General features: G+C 65.7%; 17 protein-coding genes and 1 tRNA gene. 11 read left to right on the plus strand and 7 right to left on the minus strand.

Going from position 1 to position 20,458, the window contains the following annotated elements; genetic code table 11:
• Nucleotide 1 precedes the first annotated feature (1 nt).
• From CHB74_RS13870 to CHB74_RS13880, 3 genes are all read left to right on the plus strand, one after another.
• The gene (locus CHB74_RS13870) at nt 2–289 is read left to right on the plus strand and encodes an NAD(P) transhydrogenase subunit alpha part 2 (RefSeq protein WP_089220231.1); all 288 of its coding nucleotides are present in this window, start codon (nt 2–4) and stop codon (nt 287–289) included.
• Nucleotides 290–373: 84 nt separating this feature from the next.
• Nucleotides 374–1,822, plus strand: coding sequence for an NAD(P)(+) transhydrogenase (Re/Si-specific) subunit beta (locus tag CHB74_RS13875; RefSeq protein WP_089220232.1), 1,449 nt, complete (start codon nt 374–376; stop codon nt 1,820–1,822).
• Between the two features lie 165 nt (nt 1,823–1,987).
• On the plus strand, nt 1,988–2,968 hold the full coding sequence (locus tag CHB74_RS13880; RefSeq protein ID WP_089220233.1) for a helix-turn-helix domain-containing protein: 981 nt from the start codon (nt 1,988–1,990) through the stop codon (nt 2,966–2,968).
• Here CHB74_RS13880 and CHB74_RS13885 read toward each other — a convergent pair.
• A complete protein-coding gene (locus CHB74_RS13885) occupies nt 2,926–3,120 on the minus strand; it encodes a hypothetical protein (RefSeq protein ID WP_089220234.1) in 195 nt (64 codons plus the stop codon). The two genes, CHB74_RS13880 and CHB74_RS13885, sit on opposite strands and share 43 nt — an antisense overlap.
• A gap of 187 nt (nt 3,121–3,307) precedes the next feature.
• On the opposite strand from CHB74_RS13885, the gene CHB74_RS13890 reads away from it, so the two are divergent.
• Nucleotides 3,308–3,382 (plus strand) — tRNA-Val (locus CHB74_RS13890).
• Nucleotides 3,383–3,511: 129 nt separating this feature from the next.
• Here CHB74_RS13890 and CHB74_RS13895 read toward each other — a convergent pair.
• The 4 genes from CHB74_RS13895 to CHB74_RS13910 are packed head-to-tail and all read right to left on the minus strand — an operon-like array spanning nt 3,512 to nt 9,174.
• Nucleotides 3,512–4,447, minus strand: a complete 936-nt coding sequence (locus CHB74_RS13895; RefSeq protein ID WP_089220235.1) for a TauD/TfdA dioxygenase family protein — start codon at nt 4,445–4,447, stop codon at nt 3,512–3,514.
• Between the two features lie 23 nt (nt 4,448–4,470).
• Nucleotides 4,471–5,346, minus strand: a complete 876-nt coding sequence (locus tag CHB74_RS13900) for a TauD/TfdA dioxygenase family protein (RefSeq protein ID WP_089220236.1) — start codon at nt 5,344–5,346, stop codon at nt 4,471–4,473.
• 11 nt (nt 5,347–5,357) lie between these two features.
• A complete protein-coding gene (locus CHB74_RS13905; RefSeq protein WP_089220237.1) occupies nt 5,358–6,773 on the minus strand; it encodes an MFS transporter in 1,416 nt (471 codons plus the stop codon).
• A 10-nt stretch (nt 6,774–6,783) separates the two neighbouring features.
• Nucleotides 6,784–9,174, minus strand: a complete 2,391-nt coding sequence (locus CHB74_RS13910; RefSeq protein ID WP_089220238.1) for a TonB-dependent receptor — start codon at nt 9,172–9,174, stop codon at nt 6,784–6,786.
• A gap of 568 nt (nt 9,175–9,742) precedes the next feature.
• Here CHB74_RS13910 and CHB74_RS13915 point away from each other — a divergent pair.
• The 6 genes from CHB74_RS13915 to CHB74_RS22465 all read left to right on the plus strand — a co-directional run bounded on the left by CHB74_RS13915 (nt 9,743) and on the right by CHB74_RS22465 (nt 14,289).
• Nucleotides 9,743–11,428 (plus strand): N-acyl-D-amino-acid deacylase family protein, encoded by a 1,686-nt coding sequence (locus tag CHB74_RS13915; RefSeq protein ID WP_089220283.1) that lies wholly within the window; start codon nt 9,743–9,745, stop codon nt 11,426–11,428.
• Nucleotides 11,429–11,442: 14 nt separating this feature from the next.
• The gene (locus CHB74_RS13920) at nt 11,443–11,661 is read left to right on the plus strand and encodes a hypothetical protein (RefSeq protein WP_089220239.1); all 219 of its coding nucleotides are present in this window, start codon (nt 11,443–11,445) and stop codon (nt 11,659–11,661) included.
• A gap of 17 nt (nt 11,662–11,678) precedes the next feature.
• Nucleotides 11,679–11,900 (plus strand): hypothetical protein, encoded by a 222-nt coding sequence (locus CHB74_RS13925; protein ID WP_089220240.1) that lies wholly within the window; start codon nt 11,679–11,681, stop codon nt 11,898–11,900.
• A 23-nt stretch (nt 11,901–11,923) separates the two neighbouring features.
• Nucleotides 11,924–12,757: a Coq4 family protein gene (locus CHB74_RS13930; protein WP_089220241.1), complete on the plus strand. Its 834-nt coding sequence runs from the start codon at nt 11,924–11,926 to the stop codon at nt 12,755–12,757.
• Between the two features lie 220 nt (nt 12,758–12,977).
• Nucleotides 12,978–13,346, plus strand: coding sequence for a PRC-barrel domain-containing protein (locus CHB74_RS13935; protein ID WP_245842926.1), 369 nt, complete (start codon nt 12,978–12,980; stop codon nt 13,344–13,346).
• Nucleotides 13,347–13,518: 172 nt separating this feature from the next.
• A complete protein-coding gene (locus CHB74_RS22465; RefSeq protein WP_245842927.1) occupies nt 13,519–14,289 on the plus strand; it encodes a PEPxxWA-CTERM sorting domain-containing protein in 771 nt (256 codons plus the stop codon).
• 192 nt (nt 14,290–14,481) lie between these two features.
• On the opposite strand, the gene mfd is transcribed toward CHB74_RS22465, so the two are convergent.
• Both mfd and CHB74_RS13950 read right to left on the minus strand, forming a co-directional pair.
• Entirely contained in the window at nt 14,482–17,964 is a 3,483-nt protein-coding gene (gene mfd / locus CHB74_RS13945) for a transcription-repair coupling factor (RefSeq protein WP_089220243.1), read from the minus strand.
• Nucleotides 17,965–18,043: 79 nt separating this feature from the next.
• A complete protein-coding gene (locus CHB74_RS13950; protein ID WP_089220244.1) occupies nt 18,044–18,310 on the minus strand; it encodes an FAD assembly factor SdhE in 267 nt (88 codons plus the stop codon).
• Nucleotides 18,311–18,393: 83 nt separating this feature from the next.
• On the opposite strand from CHB74_RS13950, the gene recG reads away from it, so the two are divergent.
• Nucleotides 18,394–20,457: an ATP-dependent DNA helicase RecG gene (gene recG / locus CHB74_RS13955; RefSeq protein WP_089220245.1), complete on the plus strand. Its 2,064-nt coding sequence runs from the start codon at nt 18,394–18,396 to the stop codon at nt 20,455–20,457.
• The last annotated feature ends 1 nt before the right edge of the window (nt 20,458 follow it).

Here is a 20,458-nt window from a genome sequence, read left to right on the forward strand (position 1 = left end):
AATGGACTTCATATCGATCCTGTCGATCTTCGTGCTGGCCTGCTTCGTGGGCTATTACGTCGTCTGGTCGGTGACGCCGGCGCTGCACACGCCGCTGATGGCCGTCACCAACGCGATTTCTTCGGTCATCATCGTCGGCGCGCTGATCGCGGCGGCGGCAACCGAGGCCCCGGGCGCGAAATGGCTCGGCCTGGTCGCGGTGGCGCTGGCCAGCGTCAACATCTTCGGCGGCTTCGCGGTCACCGAACGCATGCTGGCGATGTACAAGAAGAAGGAAAAGAAGGGCTGAGGCCTTTCGCCTGAAATGGCTTCCCCTTCCGGCGGAAGGGGCGGGCTCTGCCGTCGCGCGACGCGACGAGGGGGATAAAGTAAGATGACCGAAGCCGCTACCACCGTAGCCCATGCTGCGGCCGAACATATCGCGGTGCCGGGCTGGGCCGCGCTCGCTTATCTGGTGTCGGGTGTGCTGTTCATTCTCGCGCTGCGCGGGCTTTCCAGCCCCACCAGCTCGCGCCGGGGCAATCGCTTCGGCATGATCGGCATGCTGATCGCCGTCGCGACGACGCTGATCCTGCACAATACCGGGCTGATCGAAATCGCCATCGCCATCGCGGTTGGCGGCGGCATCGGCTATGTGATCGCCAAGCGCATCGCCATGACGGCGATGCCGCAGCTCGTGGCGGCCTTCCACTCGCTCGTCGGCCTTGCCGCCGTGCTGGTGGCCGCTGCCGCCTATCTCAACCCCGGCGCTTTCGGCATTCTCGACGCGGCGACGGGGGAGATCCTGAAGGTCAGCCGGGTCGAAATGGGCCTGGGCATCGCCATCGGTGCGATCACCTTCTCGGGCTCGGTGATCGCGTTCCTCAAGCTCAACGGCAATATGAGCGGCAAGCCGATCATGCTGCCGGCGCGCCATGTGATCAACCTCGGCACGCTTGCCGCGATCCTCGGCCTTGTCGGTTACTTCCTGACCGATCAGAGCCCGTGGGTGTTCTGGACCGTGACGGCGTTCAGCTTCGTCATCGGCTTCCTGCTGATCATCCCGATCGGCGGCGCCGACATGCCGGTCGTCGTTTCGATGCTCAATTCCTATTCGGGCTGGGCCGCCGCGGCGATGGGCTTCACGCTGCACAACACCGCGATGATCGTCACCGGCGCGCTCGTCGGTTCGTCGGGCGCGATCCTCAGCTACATCATGTGCAAGGCGATGAACCGCAGCTTCATCTCGGTGATCGCGGGCGGCTTCGGTGCCGAAGCCGCGTCGGCCGGTGGCGAAGCCAAGGAACAGCGCCCGTGGAAGCGCGGCTCGGCCGAAGACGCCGCCTTCCTGATGAAGCAGGCCGAACAGGTGATCATCGTTCCCGGCTACGGCATGGCGGTCGCCCAGGCACAGCACGCGCTGCGCGAAATGGGCGATCTGCTGAAGGCCGAGGGCGTGAAGGTGAAGTACGCCATCCACCCGGTCGCCGGCCGCATGCCCGGCCACATGAACGTGCTGCTCGCCGAAGCATCGGTGCCTTATGACGAGGTGTTCGAGCTGGAAGACATCAACGGCGAATTCGCGCAGACCGACGTGGCCTTCGTGATCGGCGCCAACGACGTCACCAACCCGGCGGCCAAGACCGACAAGACCTCGCCGATCTACGGCATGCCGGTGCTCGACGTTGAAAAGGCCAAGACCGTGCTGTTCGTGAAGCGTTCGATGGGCGGTGTCGGCTATGCCGGCGTCGACAACGACGTCTTCTACATGGACAACACGATGATGCTTCTGGCCGACGCCAAGAAGATGGTCGACGACATCGTCAAGGCGATGGCGCACTGATCGGGCGGGCCGCGCGATACGCGGCCCCCAAAGCGACATGGTCGGGCCGTTGTCTCCAAAACGGAGGCAACGGCCCGATCCGTTTCGGGCGGGTCGGCGTGTCCTCTCCGGAACGGATGCGGAACGAGCTTGAACTGTCCGTTATGATGCGGGATTTCATCGGGGATGGATCAGACCGCTCTCCACCCGCCCGCCACCTTCGCCGCCGGTTATCGCCCGGCATCGCTGCTTGCCGTGGGCGCGGATGCCCTGGCGCTGGCGGATATTGCAGATGCGGCCCGTGCGCTTGGGTTGCTGATCGAAAGCCGGCGGCTGGACGCGGCGGCGCTGGACGGGATGGCCGCCGCGCCTTCCGCCGTCACCGTCGTGCTGGCGCTGGGGGATGAGCCGGGCGAGGCGGATGAAAATGCCTGCACGCTGCTGCGTGAACGGGCGGGGCGGGGGCTGTCCGCCTTGGTGGTGGCACCGCTGGCGGCGATCGATCGCGTGGCGGGGATGCTGGACGAACCCGGCATTGCGCTGCTCTGCCAGCCATCGCCGCTCGATCTCGCGACGGCGCTGGCGCTTGCCGTGGCGCCGGCACCGGCCCGGCTCCACGACAGCGGCAAGGGTCACGCGCTCTATCCCCAGCTCCAGCAATTGAGCGAACAGATGAGCCAGCTGGCGCGCGCGCTGGCGCAGATTTCCGACGAGGGGGACGGGGCGGCGTCCGCGCCGCCGTCGTCGGTCGCCGCGCAGGCCCTGTCTTATCGCGCGGAACGCTGGCCCGCCGCGGAACGCCCGCCGGCGGCCCCGGGCGAGGTGGATGCGGCCTATGTGCGTTCGATCATCCGTGGTCGCCGGTTGCGCGACAGCTATTTCGCGCCCGATCTGTTCGCCGATCCGGCGTGGGACATGCTGCTCGATCTGACGGCGGCGCGGCTGGAACGGCGGGATGTCGCGGTGTCCAGCCTGTGCATCGCCGCCGCCGTGCCGCCGACGACCGCGCTGCGCTGGATCAAGACGCTCACCGATGCCGGCACCTTCCGCCGCGTGGCCGATCCGCAGGATGGTCGCCGGGTGTTCATCACGCTGGCCGACGATGCGGCGGAAGCGATGCTCAACTATCTGGCGGCGGCGCGGCGCATGGCGAGCCCGGTGGCATAGAAGCTGTCGGGCCGGTCGATGATGTCCAGCTGGGCGCCGAACGCGGCGGCCAGCCGGGCGTGGATATCGGCAAGTTCAGGGCATTCGGCATGGGCCGCCCGATCGCGCTCCTCCCGATAACGCCGTTCCACATAGTCTCGATCGTACCGCATTCCGAACCGTGTCATTCGATCGGCCGGGACAGGAATCGCCGACCATCAGAACGCCCCCACGGCGCGCGCCTGATGACAGCCGCGACGCCGCCTGACGATTACGTAATCTTCCTGACGGCGCGGATGTTACGAACGGGGGCTTGGCGGCCGGACAAAAGCCGCTAAAAGGCGCGTCTGCACGGGACGTGGGCGGTTAGCTCAGCGGTAGAGCATCTCGTTTACACCGAGAGGGTCGGGGGTTCGAAACCCTCACCGCCCACCATTCCATCCCGTTGTGTCGTACCCAATTAAAAGTGCCTCATTCACGAATAGGCCTGCCTCACGGGGCGAGGGGACTGACGGCGTCAGTTCGGACGCGGGGCGCCTTTGTTGCGGCACCCCGCGCAGCGCTTCATGCGGTGGCTTCGGTCGAACGCTCGGGCTTCAGCAGGCGGCTTTCCTGGCCGTCGATGCCGACCGGCACAGTGCCGGCGATCGTGGCGCGGCGCAGATGGCGGCGTTGCAGGCCGAAATCCGCGATCGCGCGATGCTGCGTGGCGCGATTGTCCCAGATCGCGACGTCGCCTTCACGCCAGCGCCAGCGGACGGTGTTTTCCGGCTTGATGACGTGATCTTGCAGGATGGCGAACAGCCGTTCGGAATCCGCGCGGTTCAGCCCGACGAACTGCTTGATGAAATGGCCGAGCAGAAGCACGCGTTCGCCGGATTCGGGGTGGACGCGGACGACGGGATGTTCGGTTTCGTAAACGGTGGACGCGAACACCGCCTTGTAGCGTTCGGCATCTTCCTTGGGCGCGTTGGCGAAGACGGCGGCGTAATCATAGAGATTGGTGTGGATCGCCTTCAGATCGTTGACCAGCAGCTTCAGCGCGTCGGGCAGATCCTCATAAGCGGTGGCGGTGTTCGCCCATAATGTGTCGCCGCCCGCTTCCGGGATGACGATCGCGCGCAGGATGGAGGCTTCGGGATAGGCCGGCACGAAGGTCACGTCGGTGTGCCAGCTCGACGCGGCATAGCCTTCGCGGGAGTCGAGCTCGAGCAGGAAGCGTGATCCTTCCGCCACGGGCACGGTCGGGTGGGCAACCGGCTTGCCCAGCCGTTCGGCAAAGGCCTCCTGCCGGGCGTCGTCCAGCGCGAACTGGTCGCGAAAGAAGATCACCTTGTGGCGCACGAGCGCCGTGCGGATCGCCGCGATGGTGGCGTCGTCCAGATCGCCCGACAAGGCGACGCCGCGGATCTCGGCGCCGATGCGCCCGGCGACGGGGACGATATCGAGCGCGCTATCGACTTCGCGGGCATTGACGAAACGCTGATGAATGGCGGTCATGGCAAGTCTCCTTGAAAGTGGGGTCAGCGGGTCCGGGAAGGGCCGATCGGGCGGTCACCGACGATCGTCACGCGCTCCATGTGGCGCGGCTCATTGTAATCGGGCACGGCGTAATGCTGGGTCGCGCGATTGTCCCAGAAGGCGATGGAATGGGGGCGCCAGCTCCACCGCACCTGGAATTCCGGCCGCTTGAACTGGTTGAACAGCAGCGCGAGCAGACGGTTGCTCTCTTGTTGTTCCAGCCCCTTGATGCGGCGGGTGAAGACCGAATTGACGTAGAGCAGCTTCTCGCCCGTTTCCGGGTGGATGCGCACCACGGGATGCTCGACTTCGGGATATTGGGAGCGCAGCGCGTCCTTCTTCTCCTCGCTGTCGAGGAACTGGATGAAAATGCTCGGATCGTGGATCGCGGTCAGCCCGTCGATCCGCTCGCGCACCGCTTCGGGCAGCGATTCATAGGCGGCGACGGCATTGGCGAAGACGGTATCGCCGCCCAGCGACGGCGATACCCGCGCACGCAGGATCGACGCCGCTGACGGCTCGGGCCGGAAGGTCGTGTCGGCATGCCAGTTGCTGTCCGGCGTGGCGCGATATTTGCCGACGAAATCGCGGGAGATGAGCGGCAGGATTTGCGGATAATCCGGCAGCGAGAAGACGGGGTGAACCTCCAGCTCGCCAAAGGCCGCGCCGAAGGCGATCTGCTGTTCGCGCGTAATGTCCTGATCGCGGAAGAACAGCACGCGATAGTGGAGCAGGGCGGCCTGAAGTGCGCCGAGGCGATGGTCGTCCAGCGGCTCCGCGAGGTCGATGCCGCTGATTTCGGCACCCAGGCTGGGTTGGAGCGGCCGGATGTCGAACAGGCTTTCTGCTTCCTTCAGCTCGATTACGGGCAATGTCATGATTGGCTCCTTCAGGCTTGGATGGGGTTGGGGGTGGTGTCGCGCTGATCGAGCGATGCGCGGATGCGGGCATGGGCGGCGGCATCCAGCGGGAAGCCGTGGACCAAGACGGCGGAAGCGAGGTGGGCGAGCGCGGGGCCGAGCGCGAAGACCAACAGCAGCCCTTTGAGTGCGTCCGGCGAGTTGGATGGCGAAGCCGGATCGAAGCCGAGCCACGCCACGAGTGGCAGCGCGATGCCCACCGCCGCAGCCATCGCCGCCTTCATCGAAATGCTGAACACCGAATAGAACAGCGCGGTGCGATCCTCGCCGGTCGCCAGGCGATGCGCGTCGGCGACGTCCGCCACCATCGAACGCAGCATGAGATTGCCCGAACCCTGCGCGAAGCCCTGCGCCACGGTGAGCGCGACGAGCAGCCCGAGCTGGCCAGGCATGACGAACAGCAGGCCAAGGTTGATGGCGACCTGCACCAGTTCCCCGGCCACGGCGGCGCGATGCTTGCCGAGGCGGTAGCCGATCTTCATCCAGATCGGCCCGGCGCTGATGCCGAAGATGAATTGCAGCAGGAAAAGCCCGCTCGCCCAGTGCGGCAGCCCCATATAGGCGCTGACGAAGAAGACGAAGAGCGTGCCCCGGATATTCTGGCCCAGCGTCACCGCGAAGTCGGACGCCAATATCCGCATCAGCAGCCGGTTGGATGCGACCAGCCGCACCGCCTTGCCGAACGGCAGGCGTTGCGCCGGCGCCTCTGGCAAAGGCGGCTCGGGAAAGGCGCGCAGCGTGAGCACCAGCGACGGCACCAGCGTCACCAGCAGCAGGCCACCCATCACGCCGAGCTTGAGCGGCCCGTCGCCCGGCCGGACCTGATCGACCAGCGTCGGCAGCACGAGCACGAGCAGCAAAGCGGCGGAGCCGACGACAAGCTGATAGGTCGCCACCCGCGTCCGCTCATTATAGTCGTGCGATATCTCCCCCGACCATGCGAGGAAGGGGATCTGGATCATCGACCAGCCGAGATAGAAAGCGAACAGGACGAGGCCGAGATAGAGCGGCGTCACGCCCCACAACGGGAAGAAGAGCAGCAAGGCCGACAGGCCGAACACCGCGCCGCCGGCGGCGATCCAGATGCGGCGGCGGCCGAAGCGGCTGCGCGTCCGATCGCTCAGCGTTCCGATGATCGGATCGGCGATCGCCCCCCAGATCTTCTCGATCAGGAAGATGGTGCCGAGCACCGCCAGCGGCACGCCATAATGCTGCGCGAAGATCGCGGGCAGATAGACGTTGAGCGGCATCTGCGCGGCGGCGACGGGCAGCGCCACTGCGGAGAAAGCCAGCAGTCTGCCCGGCGGCAGCCGATCCGGCGGGGCGGTGGCTGCCGCTGCCGCTCCGCTTGTCCGCCACAGGTCGCTATTGATGGCTGTCGCCATGGTCCACCTCCTAGAAGCTGGTGCGCAGCGTCGCGCCGACCGTGCGGGGATCGCCCGTCAGGCCGGTGACGAGGCCGGTGTTGCCTGGCGTGAGGGTCTGGAAATAATCCTTGTCGAACAGGTTCTTGGTCCAGAGGGACGCGTCCCACCGACGATCCTCGCTGCGGACGCCGACGCGCAGATTGACGAGGCCGTAGCCGTCGACCTTCGAGAAGCGCGAGTTGCTGACCGCCGTGTAAAACGATGACCGGTGCGAATAATCGGCATGGCCGTAGAGCTGCACCGATCCGATCGGCTGGGCGACGTCGGCGCCCAGCGCGTAGGTGAACTTCGGCACGCCCGCGAGCGGCTGTCCGCTCAGGTCCGCGACGGCAAGGCCGCTTTCCACCGGCGCCGGGCCGTTGGGATAATCGCGATATTCGGCGTCGGTATAGGCGGCCGATGCCGTGAAGCTGATCAGGTCGTTGGGCGCATAGGCCGCATCCGCCTCCACACCGCGCGACCGCACCTTCCCGGCATTGGCGATATATTGGACGAACGTCACCGAAGACGGCAGCATGTCCAGGATCGCCGTCTGGTAATTGCCGACATCGGTCCAGAAGGCGGCGAGGTTCAGCGTCACCTGACGGTCGAGAAACTCGCTCTTGATGCCGATTTCGTAATTGTTGACCTTTTCGGGCTTCACCGTCGTCGGCACGCCGGGCGGCAGCGCGGCGAGATTCAGCCCGCCCGATTTGTTGCCGCGCGAATAGGTGGCGTAACCCAGCACGTCGGGCGCGATCTTGTAGGCGATGTTGATCGTGCCGGAGAGGCTGTCGTCCTTGCGCCTGGCGGTATAATCCGTCGCGGGGCCGAAGCTGTTGCGGATCTGCTGGGCCGCAGCGGCCAGTGCCGGGGGCAGGGCGCTCAGGTCCGCCCCTTCCTGCACCTGCGTATAGGTGCCGGTCTTGTCCTCATGGGTGAAGCGCAGGCCGGCGGTGACGCTGAGCGCGTCCGTGGCGTTCCAGGTCGCTTGCGCGAAGGCGGCATAGCTCTTGGTCTGTGGCGTCGACGTCGATCGCGCGACGAAGCCGTTGAGCGCGGCATTGCCAAGTGCCGCCGGGACGGTGGGCAGGAACCAGTTGGGGGCCGCCGGGCCATAGCCGGTGGCGCCATAGCCGTTCACCGTCTGGTCGAAATAATAGAGCCCGGCGACGTAATCGACGATGTTCTCGCCCGTCGAAGCGATCCGCAATTCCTGGCTGAACTGGCGCTGACGATTGGCTTGCTCGGCCAGCGTGATGATCGGCAGGCCGATGGAATCGCCGTCATTGGCCGGGTTCCAGTGCCAGCGGCGATAGGCGGTGATGCTGGTCAGCGCGACGGGACCGAGATCCCAGTCGATCTGTCCCGAAAAGCCATAGCCATACATGTCGGCATGGAAATCCGAGTCCGCATCCGTCTTGCGCGCGAACGGATCGGCGGGCAGCGGCGTGTAGCCGGCGCGGGTGACGCGATCGGCGAAGCTGTTGGGGATCGGGCTGCCATTGTCATAGGCGGTGAAGACATCCGCGATCACGCCGATGCAGCAGTTGAGCCGCTGGCGGGAAAAGTCCGCGATCAGCCGGATCGAAAGCGCCTCGGTGGGTGTCGCCAGAAGCTGGCCGCGCACCGAGAAATTGTCATAATCCTGCGCTTTGCGGCCGGTCCTGACATTGTCGAGGAAACCGTCGCGGTGCGTGTCGGCGATGCTCAGCCGGAAGGCCAGCTTGTCGTCGATCAGCGGTGCCGACGCCGATCCGCGGACCTGATGATAGCCGCGATCGCCGAGGCTCAACTCGCCCGAAAATTCGGGGGTGAAGCTGGGCAGGCGGCTGCTGATGTTGATCGCGCCAGCGGTCGTGTTCTTGCCGAACAAGGTGCCCTGCGGCCCGCGCAGCACCTCGATGCGATCGAGGTCGACAAGGTCGAACTGCGACGTGCCGACGCGGCCATAATAGACCTGGTCGACATAGACGCCGACGCCGTTTTCCAGCCCGTCATTGGTGAGCGCGACATTGCTGCCGAGGCCGCGGATGTTGATGTTGGTGTTGCGCGGGTTGAAGCTGAACACCTGCAGGCTGGGCACGAGCTGCTGAACCTGGTTGATGGTGAAGGTGCCGGTGCGTTCCAGCGTGTCGGCACCGATGGCGTTGAGCGCGATCGGCACGTCCTGCGCGCGTTCCTCGCGGCGGCGGGCCGTTACCAGGATTTCGGTGGCGGCGAGCAATTCCGCGCCAGCCGCCGCCTCCGGGCCAGCCGCTTCCGCCGGCGCGGCAGCGTCCCCGGCCTGGGCCGGCGATGGTGCGATCAACGCAAGCGCGGTCGCGCTCGCCGCAATATGGAACCCCAATTTCGTCTTATAGTCACGTCGAATAGGCATGCGTGTTCGTCCCCCGCGGCGCCTTCGCAGGGCAGCCGCTTCCATTCGCGCACGCCAAAGGGCGCGCACGGTCGTGCGTTCTTGATCGGGTTGGTCAGTCGGCCGTCAGGCCGTCATCTGGTCGGGAATGGACATAGCCGTCGCATATCATCTCCTCGCATTCGCGGGATCACGACGTCCGGTTGAGCGGGCCGAACCTTCGTGCGCTTTAGCCGTTGGTTACGCGGAGCAAGCTGCTTCCCATCAAAAGCCGCGGGCCCTTCTTGCGGACGCGCACATCCGCCCGGCGACAGCCACTCACCGGAGGCCCGCCAGCGCCTTGGCTGGTGGGCATGGATTTAGTCTACTAATCTAGTAGTGATTCCAATATAGTTTTGCTTGCGAACGCCAAAGGCGCAGCACGGCAGCGGCTTAGGTGCGTTCGGCCGCCGGATCGGTGGCATTGCTGCATTCCGTCGAATCTGCACTTGTCATATATGGTGCAGTCTGTATCGTAATATCGAACGCATCGAGCGCGGCCTTGAGATCGCGCCGGTGATTCGTGGTCACTAGGTAGAGGATGCATTTGATGTCGCTCGATCTCATCATCCGGAACGCGCGCGTGTGTGACGGTTCCGGCGGCCCCAGCTTCACCGGCGATGTCGGCGTGCGCGGCGGCCGTATCGTCGCGGTGGGCGAGGTGAGCGGCGATGCCGCCGAAGTGGTGGACGCCAAGGGGCTTGTGGTCGCCCCCGGCTTCATTGATCCGCACACCCATTATGACGCGCAGCTGGTGTGGGATGGCCTTGCCCAGCCTTCGCTGGAGCATGGCATCACCACGATCGTCCCCGGCAATTGTTCGCTGAGCCTGGCGCCGCTGCGTGCCGAGCATCGCGAATTGCTGGGCGCCACCTTCCGCAAGATCGAGGAAATGCCCAAGAACGCGTTCGACGCGGGCCTGACCTGGAAGTGGGAGACGTTCGGCGAATATGTCGATGCGATCCGTGGCGGGCTTGGCATCAACGTCGCGCCCGCCGTGGGCCACAGCCTGATCCGCTTGTGGGTGATGGGCGACGACGCCCGCGAACGGGCCGCCACCGACGATGAAATCGCGGCGATGCAGGAAGCGCTGCGCGAATGCCTGCGCGCCGGCGCGATCGGCATGAGCGGTTCGTGGGTCGATATCGACCATGAAAATCGCCCGGTGCCCGCGCGTCTCGCCGAGCCCAAGGAACTGGACGCGCTGTGCGCCGTGCTGGGCGAATTCGGCGCGATCCTGCAGATCGTGCCCGAATTCTGGGATGCGGACCTGCTGTGCGCGCGGATCGACATTCTGGCCGATCTTTCGCGCAAGCATGGGATCTCCACCACCTTCTCGCCGCTGTTCGACAGCAATGCCGCGCCGGAACTGTGCGGGATCGCGCTGGAGCGTATCAAGCTGCAGACCGCGCATGGCGCGCGCGTCGTGCCGCAGATGCAGACCCGCCCGATCGACCTGTCGTTCGACCTGACGGCGCCGATGTCCACCTTCGCGACGCTGCCGAGCTGGTGGGCGACGACCTTGATGCCGCACGATCAGAAGCTCGCCGCGCTGCGCGATCCCGAACATCGCGCCAAGCTTAAGGCCGAGATCGAGCATTTCATGATGCCGATCGGCCTGCAGATCGACTTCGCCGACGCCTTCGTGAAGCGGCCGGGACCGAACAGCAAGCATCTGGAAGGCCGCACGATCCGCGACATCGCCGCCGAACGCGGCTGCCACATCGCCGAGGCGATCATCGACGTCGCGCTCGAGGACGATCTCCAGACATCCTATGGCCTGGAGGCGCTGGGCCATAATGACACCGCGAAGATCGCCAATTTCCTGGCCGAGCCGCTGATCGGCATCGGTGCGGGCGACGGCGGCGCGCATGTCACCAACTTTTCCACTTATGGCGACACCGGCTACCTGTTCAGCCAATATGTGCGCGGCCACAAGACGCTGTCGGTCGAGCAGGCGGTGCACAAGCTGACCTGGGACATCGCCAATCTGTGGGGAATCAAGGATCGCGGCCTGCTGAAGCCGGGCTATGCGGCGGACCTCGTGATCTTCGACCCCGCGGCGATTGATCGCGGCCCGGAAATCTCGGTCGACGATCTTCCGGCGGATGGCTTCCGCTACATCCGCCGCGCCGCCGGCATCGAGCAGGTGTTCGTCAACGGCCGCCGCGCCTACAGCCGCGACGGTGGCTATACCGAAGCCCGCACCGGCGCGATCGTGCCGATGGCCGCCTGAAGGGAGCGAGAGACATGACCAACAACGCCGTCCGCATCGCGCCCCGCCGCAACTTCATCCAGCCCAAGCCGGGCGACAGCTGGGAAAGCATCGCGACCCGCGAACTGGCGGGAACGCCGCTCGAGGATGCGGTGAACATGCTGAAGAGCTGGAACCTCTATGTGGCCTTCCGCCCGGTGGGCGCGATCACGCCCACCGACGTGATCTTCATCGAGCCGCCGCGCGCGGGGTGAGGGCTTAGGAGCGCAGGGTGACCGCCACCATATCGCGCGTGCAGCTGACCGCCACGCATGATGGCGAGGCGGCGGTGGCGATCGAGCTGACCTTTCCCAATGGCGGCCGATCGCAGGTGCACATCAATGCGGACGAGGCGGTCGACGTGCTGGCGCTGGCCGGCGTGGCCAGCGTCGATGCGCTCGTCGGGCACCCGTGGACGGTGCTCGACGTGCGCGATCCGAAATTCATGGGTTGAAAAAGACAAGCCAGGAGAGGGCGATGAACAAGCCGATCGAGCTGAACAAGGACGAAGCATCCTATCTGATGGGCGCGGCCGAACCGCCCACGTCGAGCGTGCTGATCAGCAACTCGAAATATCTCAACAACCCGCTGTTCCGCGATGTCTATGCCCAGTTCGGGCTGAAGCGCGACGGGCACGACCTGCCGGCCGCCTATCTGATCCCGCAGCTGAGCCGCGCCTTTGGCGAGGTGACGGATTATGGCCATGTCTTCGGCGCGCTGGCGGCCGAAAAGGCACGGATTCCCGAATTCGCCGAATGGCTGGACGCGCGTTTCCTGTCCAACTTCACCGCCGAGCTGGTGGAAGGCTGCAAGCCCGGCACGCTGGGTTCGCTGATGCACGATTTCATCGTCAAGAGCGGCCTGGATATCGACTTCATGTATACCGGCGCGCCGGCCAATGATTTCGAATATCTGGTGAAGCGCCGGGTGCAGAACCACGATATCGAACATATGGTGACGGGCCTCGATCCGAGCCCGGTGGGCGAAATCGCGCTGATCGCCGCCAACACCATCGCCAATTCCAACTATTTTCAGGGCGATTTCGTCCACGAGCTGAACGCTTATGGCTCGATCCTGATGTCGACCTCGGTCAGCCGCGCGGGCCTGCATTATCCCAATGTGCTGCCGACGCTGCTGGAAGGCATGGCGCGCGGCTATGCGGTGGGCGCCAAGCAGAAGAAGCCCTTCTTCATGATCCGCTGGGAAGATTATCTGGACTGGCAGATCGCCGACATTCGCGAGGAGTTCGGTTTCCAGGACGGCCCGGCGCTGGGCGACTGGGAATGGACCTACGACGCCTTCCGCGGCTGATCGCATCCGGCTCCATCCAAGGGGATCCAGGGATCCTCGCTTCTCCCAGAAGGGTGGACAACCTGACGCCGTGTGGGTGGGGGCCCATGCGGCGTCTTTTGCCGTGTCCGAAACTGGAAATCGCGGGGTAAAAGGCGCATAATATCGCACCCCCAGCGCGGCTTCGCCGAGGGGACGGGCCGCGACTGGCATGAGCGGGACACTTCCTTGGGAGGTCGCCATGACAGACATGACCACAGCGATGGACCAGAGCCACGAACTGATTTCCTCCGCCCGCGTCGAAGGCACGCCGGTATATTCGCCGCAGGGTGACAAGCTGGGCACGATCCACGCGGTGATGATCCACAAGACGACCGGGCAGGTCGCCTATGCCGTGCTGCAGTTCGGCGGGCTGTTCGGCATCGGTAGCCACGTCCACCCGTTGCCGTGGGACAAGATCACTTATGATGCGGGCCGCCACGGCTATGTGGCCGACGTGACGCGCGAACAGATCGAGGATGCGCCGAGCCTCGACCTCGATGCCACCGATCGCATCCGTGAAAGTGAAACACCCATGTATTCCTATTGGGATTCGAAACCCTATTGGTGATGGCGTTCGGCGCGATTCGGTGTCGAATTACTTTACATTCGCTTTGGGTTTCAGAAGGTTGTTTACCATTATGAGACACGCAATTCCGTAATTCGCGTGGATTGGCCCCCCATTTGCAAATACCATCCGTGAAAGCCGGATCGATTCCGGATGGTTGTTTGGGGGGCGTTTCATGGTGGGCTTCAAATCGATCATGATCGGCGCTGCGGCGCTGGCAGTGGCGGCGGTTCCGGCATCGGCTTCGGCGGCGCTGCTCACCTTCAACCTGACGGGTAACAGCTATCTCGACGGCACGGACGGCAATGTCCGGACATTCTCGGCAACGTCGGGTTCGACGACGATCAACGTGAAGGCGACGGCCTGGCGGCGGGCGTCGGCCACAGGCAGCACGGTGCAGAGCGCCTATCTCGGCGCCTATTCGAACGGCCTTGGCGTCACCAACAGCAAGGAAGGCAGCGGCCAAAGCGGCAATTCCCACACCGTCGACAATAAGGACGGTTTCGACTTTATCGTGTTCCAGTTCGATCAGGTGGTCGAGGTGGATCAGGCCTATTTCTCGCCCTACAAGATCGGCCGCGAGACCGACAGCGATGCCACGATCATGGTGGGCAACAGCGCCACGCCTTTTTCGTCGGGGCTGAACTTCGCCAACTGGGCGTCGGTGGATGCGCTGTTCAATCCGTTCCAGGCCGCGTCGGGCACGGCCGGCTTGCGCGATATCAACGGGCTGAACGAACAAGGCAATCTGCTGTTCGTCGGCGCCAGCTTCACCGATCTCGACAAGCTCGACGGCTTCAAGCTCAAGCAGCTCAAGGTCAACAGCGTGACGCCCAGCGCGCCGGGCCCGGTGCCCGAGCCCGCGACCTGGGCGATGATGATCGCCGGTTTCGGCCTTGTCGGCGGCGCGATGCGCCGGCGCGAGCGCCCGGCGGCGCTGGCTTGAACGAGGGGGCCTGAGCAAAAAGGGCCTGAGCAATGGGGGCCTGACCAAGGGTTTCGCCCGCGCCCCGGAATCAATTCCCGCCGGGGTGAAGGGCGGATGCAGGAGCGGGCCGGGGGGCGACCCCCGGCCCGCACTTTATTGCACGCTCCGATGCATATGCCCGGCCGCTGGCGAGCTGCGGAGCGGCCGCGATCAGCGCAGGATCTTGGCGAGACCCTTGGATAGCTGGAGCGCGCCATTGAGCCGCGCCTTGGCGTCGGGCCAGGGGCGGGTGATGACCAGCTTGTTGTCTGGCCGCAGCTTGGCCGTGCCCTGCAGGCGCTGGGCATAAGCGATCAGGCCCGCCGGATCGGGGAAGCTGTCGTTGAAGAAGGTGACGAGCGCGCCGCGCGGCCCGGCATCGAGCTTCGCGACATGCGCCTTGCGGCAGTTGAGCTTGGTCTGGATCACCGACAGCAGGTTCTGCGTCGGTTCGGGCAGCTTGCCGAAACGATCGATCAACTCGGCCGCGAACGCCTCGATCTCGGTTGCGTTTTCCAGCTCGTTCATGCGGCGATAGAGGCCCATGCGCAGATCGAGATCGGGCACATATTCCTCGGGAATGAGGATCGGCGCGTCGACGTTGATCTGCGGCGAAAGATCGCGGGTCGAGACGGCGGCTTCCCTGAGCCCGCCGGCCTTGGCCTCCATGATCGCGTCTTCCAGCATCGACTGGTAGAGTTCGAAGCCGACTTCCTTGATATGGCCCGATTGTTCGTCGCCGAGCAGGTTGCCGGCGCCGCGAATATCGAGATCGTGGCTGGCGAGCTGGAAGCCCGCGCCAAGCGAATCGAGATCGGACAGCACGTGCAGCCGCTTCATCGCGGCTTCGGTGATCGTGCGCGTCGCGGGCGTGGTGAAATAGGCGTAGGCGCGGGTCTTCGATCGGCCGACGCGCCCGCGCAGCTGGTAAAGCTGGGCGAGGCCGAAGCGATCCGCGCGGTGGATGATCAGCGTGTTGGCGCTGGGAATATCGAGCCCGCTTTCGACGATCGTGGTGGACAAGAGCACCTCGAACTTCTTGTCGTAGAAGGCGGACATCCGCTCCTCCACCTCGGTCGGGCTCATCTGGCCGTGCGCCACGACATAGCGGACCTCGGGAACCTCCTTGCGCAGGAACTCCTCGATATCGGGTAGATCCTTGATGCGCGGGGCGACGAAGAAGCTCTGCCCGCCGCGATAATGTTCGCGCAGCAGGGCTTCGCGCAGCACCACCGGATCCCACGGCATCACATAGGTGCGCACCGCCAGGCGATCGACCGGTGGGGTCTGGATGACGGACAATTCGCGCAGGCCCGACATCGCCATCTGCAGGGTGCGCGGGATCGGCGTGGCGGTGAGGGTGAGGACATGGACGTCCGACTTCATCGCCTTCAGCCGTTCCTTGTGGACGACACCAAAGCGCTGTTCCTCGTCGACGATGACGAGGCCGAGCCGCTTGAATTCGACGGCCTTGGCGATCACCGCATGGGTGCCGACGACGATGTCGATCGACCCGTCGGTCAGTCCTTCCTTGGTTCTCTTCGCCTCGGCTGCCGGCACCAGCCGCGACAGGCGGCCGATATTGATCGGGAAACCCTGGAAGCGTTCGACGAAATTGGTGAAATGCTGGCGGGCGAGCAGCGTGGTGGGCACCACCACCGCCACCTGCATGCCTGCCATCGCCGCGACGAAGGCGGCGCGCAACGCCACTTCGGTCTTGCCGAAGCCGACATCGCCGCAGACGAGGCGATCCATCGGCGTGCCCTTGGCCAGATCGTCCAGCACGTCGCCGATCGCGCGATCCTGATCGTCGGTTTCCTGATAGGGGAAGCGATCGACGAAGGCGGGATAGCTGCCGCTATCGGTTTCGGCCACGTCGGCCGGGCGCAGCGCGCGCGCGGCGGCGGTGGCGATCAGTTCACCCGCGATTTCGCGGATGCGTTCCTTCATCCGCGCCTTGCGCGCCTGCCAGGCGACGCCGCCCAGCTTGTCGAGCGCCGCGCCTTCCGTCTCCGCGCCATAGCGCGACAGGACGTCGATATTTTCGACCGGCACGTAGAGCTTGTCGCCGCCGGCATAGCTGAGCGCGACGCAATCGTGCGGGCTGGTGCCGACCGGGATCGACATCAGCCCTTCATAACGGCCGATGCCGTGATCGGCGTGGACCACGAGATCGCCGGGGCTGAGCGTCGCCAGTTCGGCCATGAAGGCGTCGGCGGATTTCTTGCGCTTGGCGCGGCGGACGAGCCGATCGCCCAGCATGTCCTGTTCGGTCAGCACCGCCATGTCGGGCGTGGTGAAGCCGTGATCGAGCGCGACGACGGCGAGCGCAACGGTGCCGCGCGCGGCGATGCCCTGCGCTTCCTGCCAGCTATCGGCGGGGGCGGCGCCGGCCAGGCCGTGATCCTTCAGCAGCCCGCCAAGCCGTTCGCGTGCGCCGCCCGAATAGCTGGCGAGGACGACCTTGCGGCCGCCACGCGTCAGCGCCTCGACATGTTCGGTAACGGCTTCATAGATGTTGAGATTCTGGGCGCGCTCGGGCGCGAAATCGCGCGGGCCATCGACCCCGAAATCAAGTACGCTGGCGCTTTCCGGCTCGTGGAACGGCGTGATCAGGTGGATCGGCCGGTCGGCGATCGCAGCCTGCCATTCGTCGATCGCCAGATAGAGCGTCTTGGGGTCGATCGGGCGATAGCTGCCCGGATCGGAGGACTGCGCCCGGACGCGATTGGCGTGATAATCGGCGATCGCTTCGAACCGGGCGTCGGCCGCGCCTTCGTCACCTGCATCGCGGACGATGATGTCGTCGTCGCGCAGATGATCGAACAGGGTGGCGAGGCGATCTTCGAGGAAGGGCAGCCAATGTTCCATGCCGGCCAGCCGGCGGCCGTCCGAAATCGCCTGATAGAGCGGATCGCCGGTGGCGGTGGCGCCAAAGGCTTCGCGATAGCGCGTGCGGAAGCGCTTGATGCTTTCCTCATCCAGCAGCGCCTCGGACGCGGGGAGCAGGGTGAAGCCGTCGATCCGGTCCACCGTGCGCTGGTCGGCCGGATCGAACCGGCGGACGCTTTCAATCTCGTCACCGAAGAAATCGAGGCGCAGGGCCAGTTCCTCGCCCGAGGGAAAGAGATCGAGCAGGCCGCCGCGCACCGCGAATTCGCCGGCATCGGCCACGGTATCGGTGCGGACATAGCCATTGGCCTGGAGGAGGAGCGCCAGCGCATCGCGATCGATTCGCTCGCCGGGCGCGAGGCGGGCGACGAGCTGGCGGATGCGGAAGGGGGTGAGCGTGCGCTGGGTGGCGGCGTTGACGGTGGTCAGCAGCAATTGCGGCCGATCCGCCTTGCGCTGGAGCGCGTGGAGCGTCGCCAGCCGCTGCGATGTCGCGCGCAGCGAAGGCGAGGCGCGGTCATAAGGCAGGCAATCCCAGGCGGGGAATTGAAGCACTTCCACTTCGGGCGCGAAATAAGCCGCGGCATCGGCAATGGCGCGCAGCGCGGCATCGTCCGGCGCCACGAACACCGCCCGGCCGCCATCCTTGCGCCCGCCGCAGGCCCGTGCCAGATCGGCCAGCAACCAGGGCAGGAAGCCCGCCGCGACGCCGGCGAGGGTGAGCGGCCGATCCGCCTTCAGGATGCGCTGGATATCAGTCATCGGCGGCGAATGCCGTCCATGGCCACGGCGATAGGCACCGCGATGCGATGCAGGTGCCGTGGCCCCGGCGGCGTCGCCGTCATTTCAGCACCTCGATATAATCGAGCCGCATCAGCGCCTCCATCATCGGCCCCTGCCATTGCGCGGGCACGGGCTCCACACCCATGGCCCAGGCCATGATGTCGACGTCCTGTTCCTCCATAAAGGCTTCGAACCAGTCCATCTCGGCCTCGCCCCAGCTGGCCGAATGATGATCGAAGAAGCCGCCGACCATATAATCGGCTTCCCGCGTGCCGCGGTGCCAGGCGCGGAAACGGAGGCGCTTGAGGCGAATGTCACGATCCATGGTCGGCTTCCCGGGCAATGCCAATAAGCCGGCGGGTGCTGGCGCACCTGCCGACTGGTCGATATGAGTGCGTGTCATCTACTATGCGCCCTGACATTCTCAACCCGTTGTTCGCCGAAGTGGAAGCGTTGAAGGGCGTCGGCCCTGCGCTGATGAAGCCCTTGCGCAAGCTGGGGCTGGAACGCGTCGTCGATCTTTTGTTCCACCTTCCCGCCACCTGGATCGACCGCAAGGCCGTGGAGGTGCTGGCGGAGGAGGATGCCGGGCGGGTGGTGACGGTGGTGGTGACGCCGGTCGAATATCGCGCATCGGGATCGGCTCGGGCGCCGTTTCGCGTGCAGGCGGTGGACAAGGCGGGCAACGCGCTCAGCCTCGTCTATTTCGGGCGCAATTCGGGCTGGGCGCGCAAGCTGTTTCCGCTGAACGAGCCGCGCACCGTTTCCGGCAAGATCGAACTTTACGGCCAGCAATTGCAGATGATCCACCCGGATCATGTGATCGCGCCGGGCGAGGCGGTGGACCTGCCGGCGCGCGAGCCGGTCTATCGGCTGTCGGAGGGGCTGGCCAATCGCCGCATGGGGCAATTGGCCGAACAGGCGGTGGCGCGGGCGCCCGATCTGGCCGAATGGATCGAACCGAGCCTGCTGGCGCGCCATCAATGGCCCAATTGGCGCGACGCGATCACGCGCGCCCATGCCGATCCGGCGGACAAGGTGGCGCGCGAACGGCTGGCCTATGACGAGGTGTTCGCCAACCAGTTGGCGCTGATGCTGGTGCGGGCATCGTCGCGGCGGCGGCGTGGCCAGCCGCTGCTGGGCGACGGGCGGCTGCGCGACATGCTGCGCCTGCCTTATGCGCCGACGGGCGCGCAGCGGCGGACGATCGCCGAGATCGAGGGTGATCTGCAACAGGCGACGCCGATGGTGCGGCTGCTGCAGGGCGATGTCGGCGCTGGCAAGACGCTGGTGGCGCTGATGACGTTGCTCACCGCGGTCGAGGCCGGGGCGCAGGGCGCGTTGCTCGCGCCGACCGAGATTCTGGCACGCCAGCATTATGAAACGCTGTCGCGCCAGCTGGCGGGGATGCCGGTCAATGTCGCGATCCTGACCGGGCGGGAAAAGGGCCGCGCGCGCGAAAGCGTGCTGATGGGGCTGGCCGACGGATCGATCCATATCCTGATCGGCACGCACGCCATCTTCCAGCAAGGCGTGACCTACAAGCGGCTTGGGCTTGCCGTGATCGACGAACAGCACCGTTTCGGCGTCGCCCAGCGGATGATGCTGACGGCGAAGGCCGAACTGCCGCCGCATCTGTTGGTGATGACGGCGACGCCGATCCCGCGCACGCTGACCTTGAGTCATTATGGCGAGATGGACGTGAGCCGGCTGGACGAGATGCCGCCCGGCCGCCAGCCGATCGAAACGCGGGTGATGAACGACGAGCGGCTGGACGAAGTGGTCGATGCGCTCGGCCGGCACATGGCCGGCGGCGGCCAGGCTTATTGGGTGTGCCCGCTGGTCGAGGAAAGCGAGCTTTCCGATCAGGCCGCCGCTGAGGACCGCGCCGCGACATTGAAGGCGCGGTTCGGCGACAAGGTGGGGCTGGTCCATGGCCGGATGAAGGGGCCGGAAAAGGATGCGGTGATGGCCGCGTTCCAGCGGGGCGATCATGCCGTGCTGGTTGCCACCACGGTGATCGAGGTGGGCGTGGACGTGCCCAATGCGACGCTGATGATCATCGAGGGCGCCGATCGCTTCGGCCTGGCGCAATTGCACCAGTTGCGCGGTCGGGTGGGGCGGGGCGAGGGACGATCGGTGTGCCTGCTGCTGCGGGGCCGCGCGTTGAGCGAGACCGCGCGGGCGCGGCTGGCGCTGATGCGCGAGACGAACGATGGCTTCCGCATCGCGGAGGAGGATCTGAAGCTGCGCGGCGCGGGCGAGATCCTCGGCACGCGCCAATCGGGCGACGCGGAATTGCGGCTGGCCGATGCCGAGCAACTGGCGGCGCTGATCGACACCGCGACAGACGATGCGCGGCTGCTGGTCGATCGTGACGGCGGGCTTGAAGCGGAGCGGGGGCAGGCGGCGCGGACCGCCCTCTATCTGTTCGAGCGCGATGCGGCGGTGGGGCTGCTGCGTTCGGGCTGAC

This window comes from Edaphosphingomonas laterariae (assembly GCF_900188165.1).
In the GTDB taxonomy this organism is placed as follows: Bacteria; Pseudomonadota; Alphaproteobacteria; order Sphingomonadales; family Sphingomonadaceae; genus Sphingomonas_E; species Sphingomonas_E laterariae.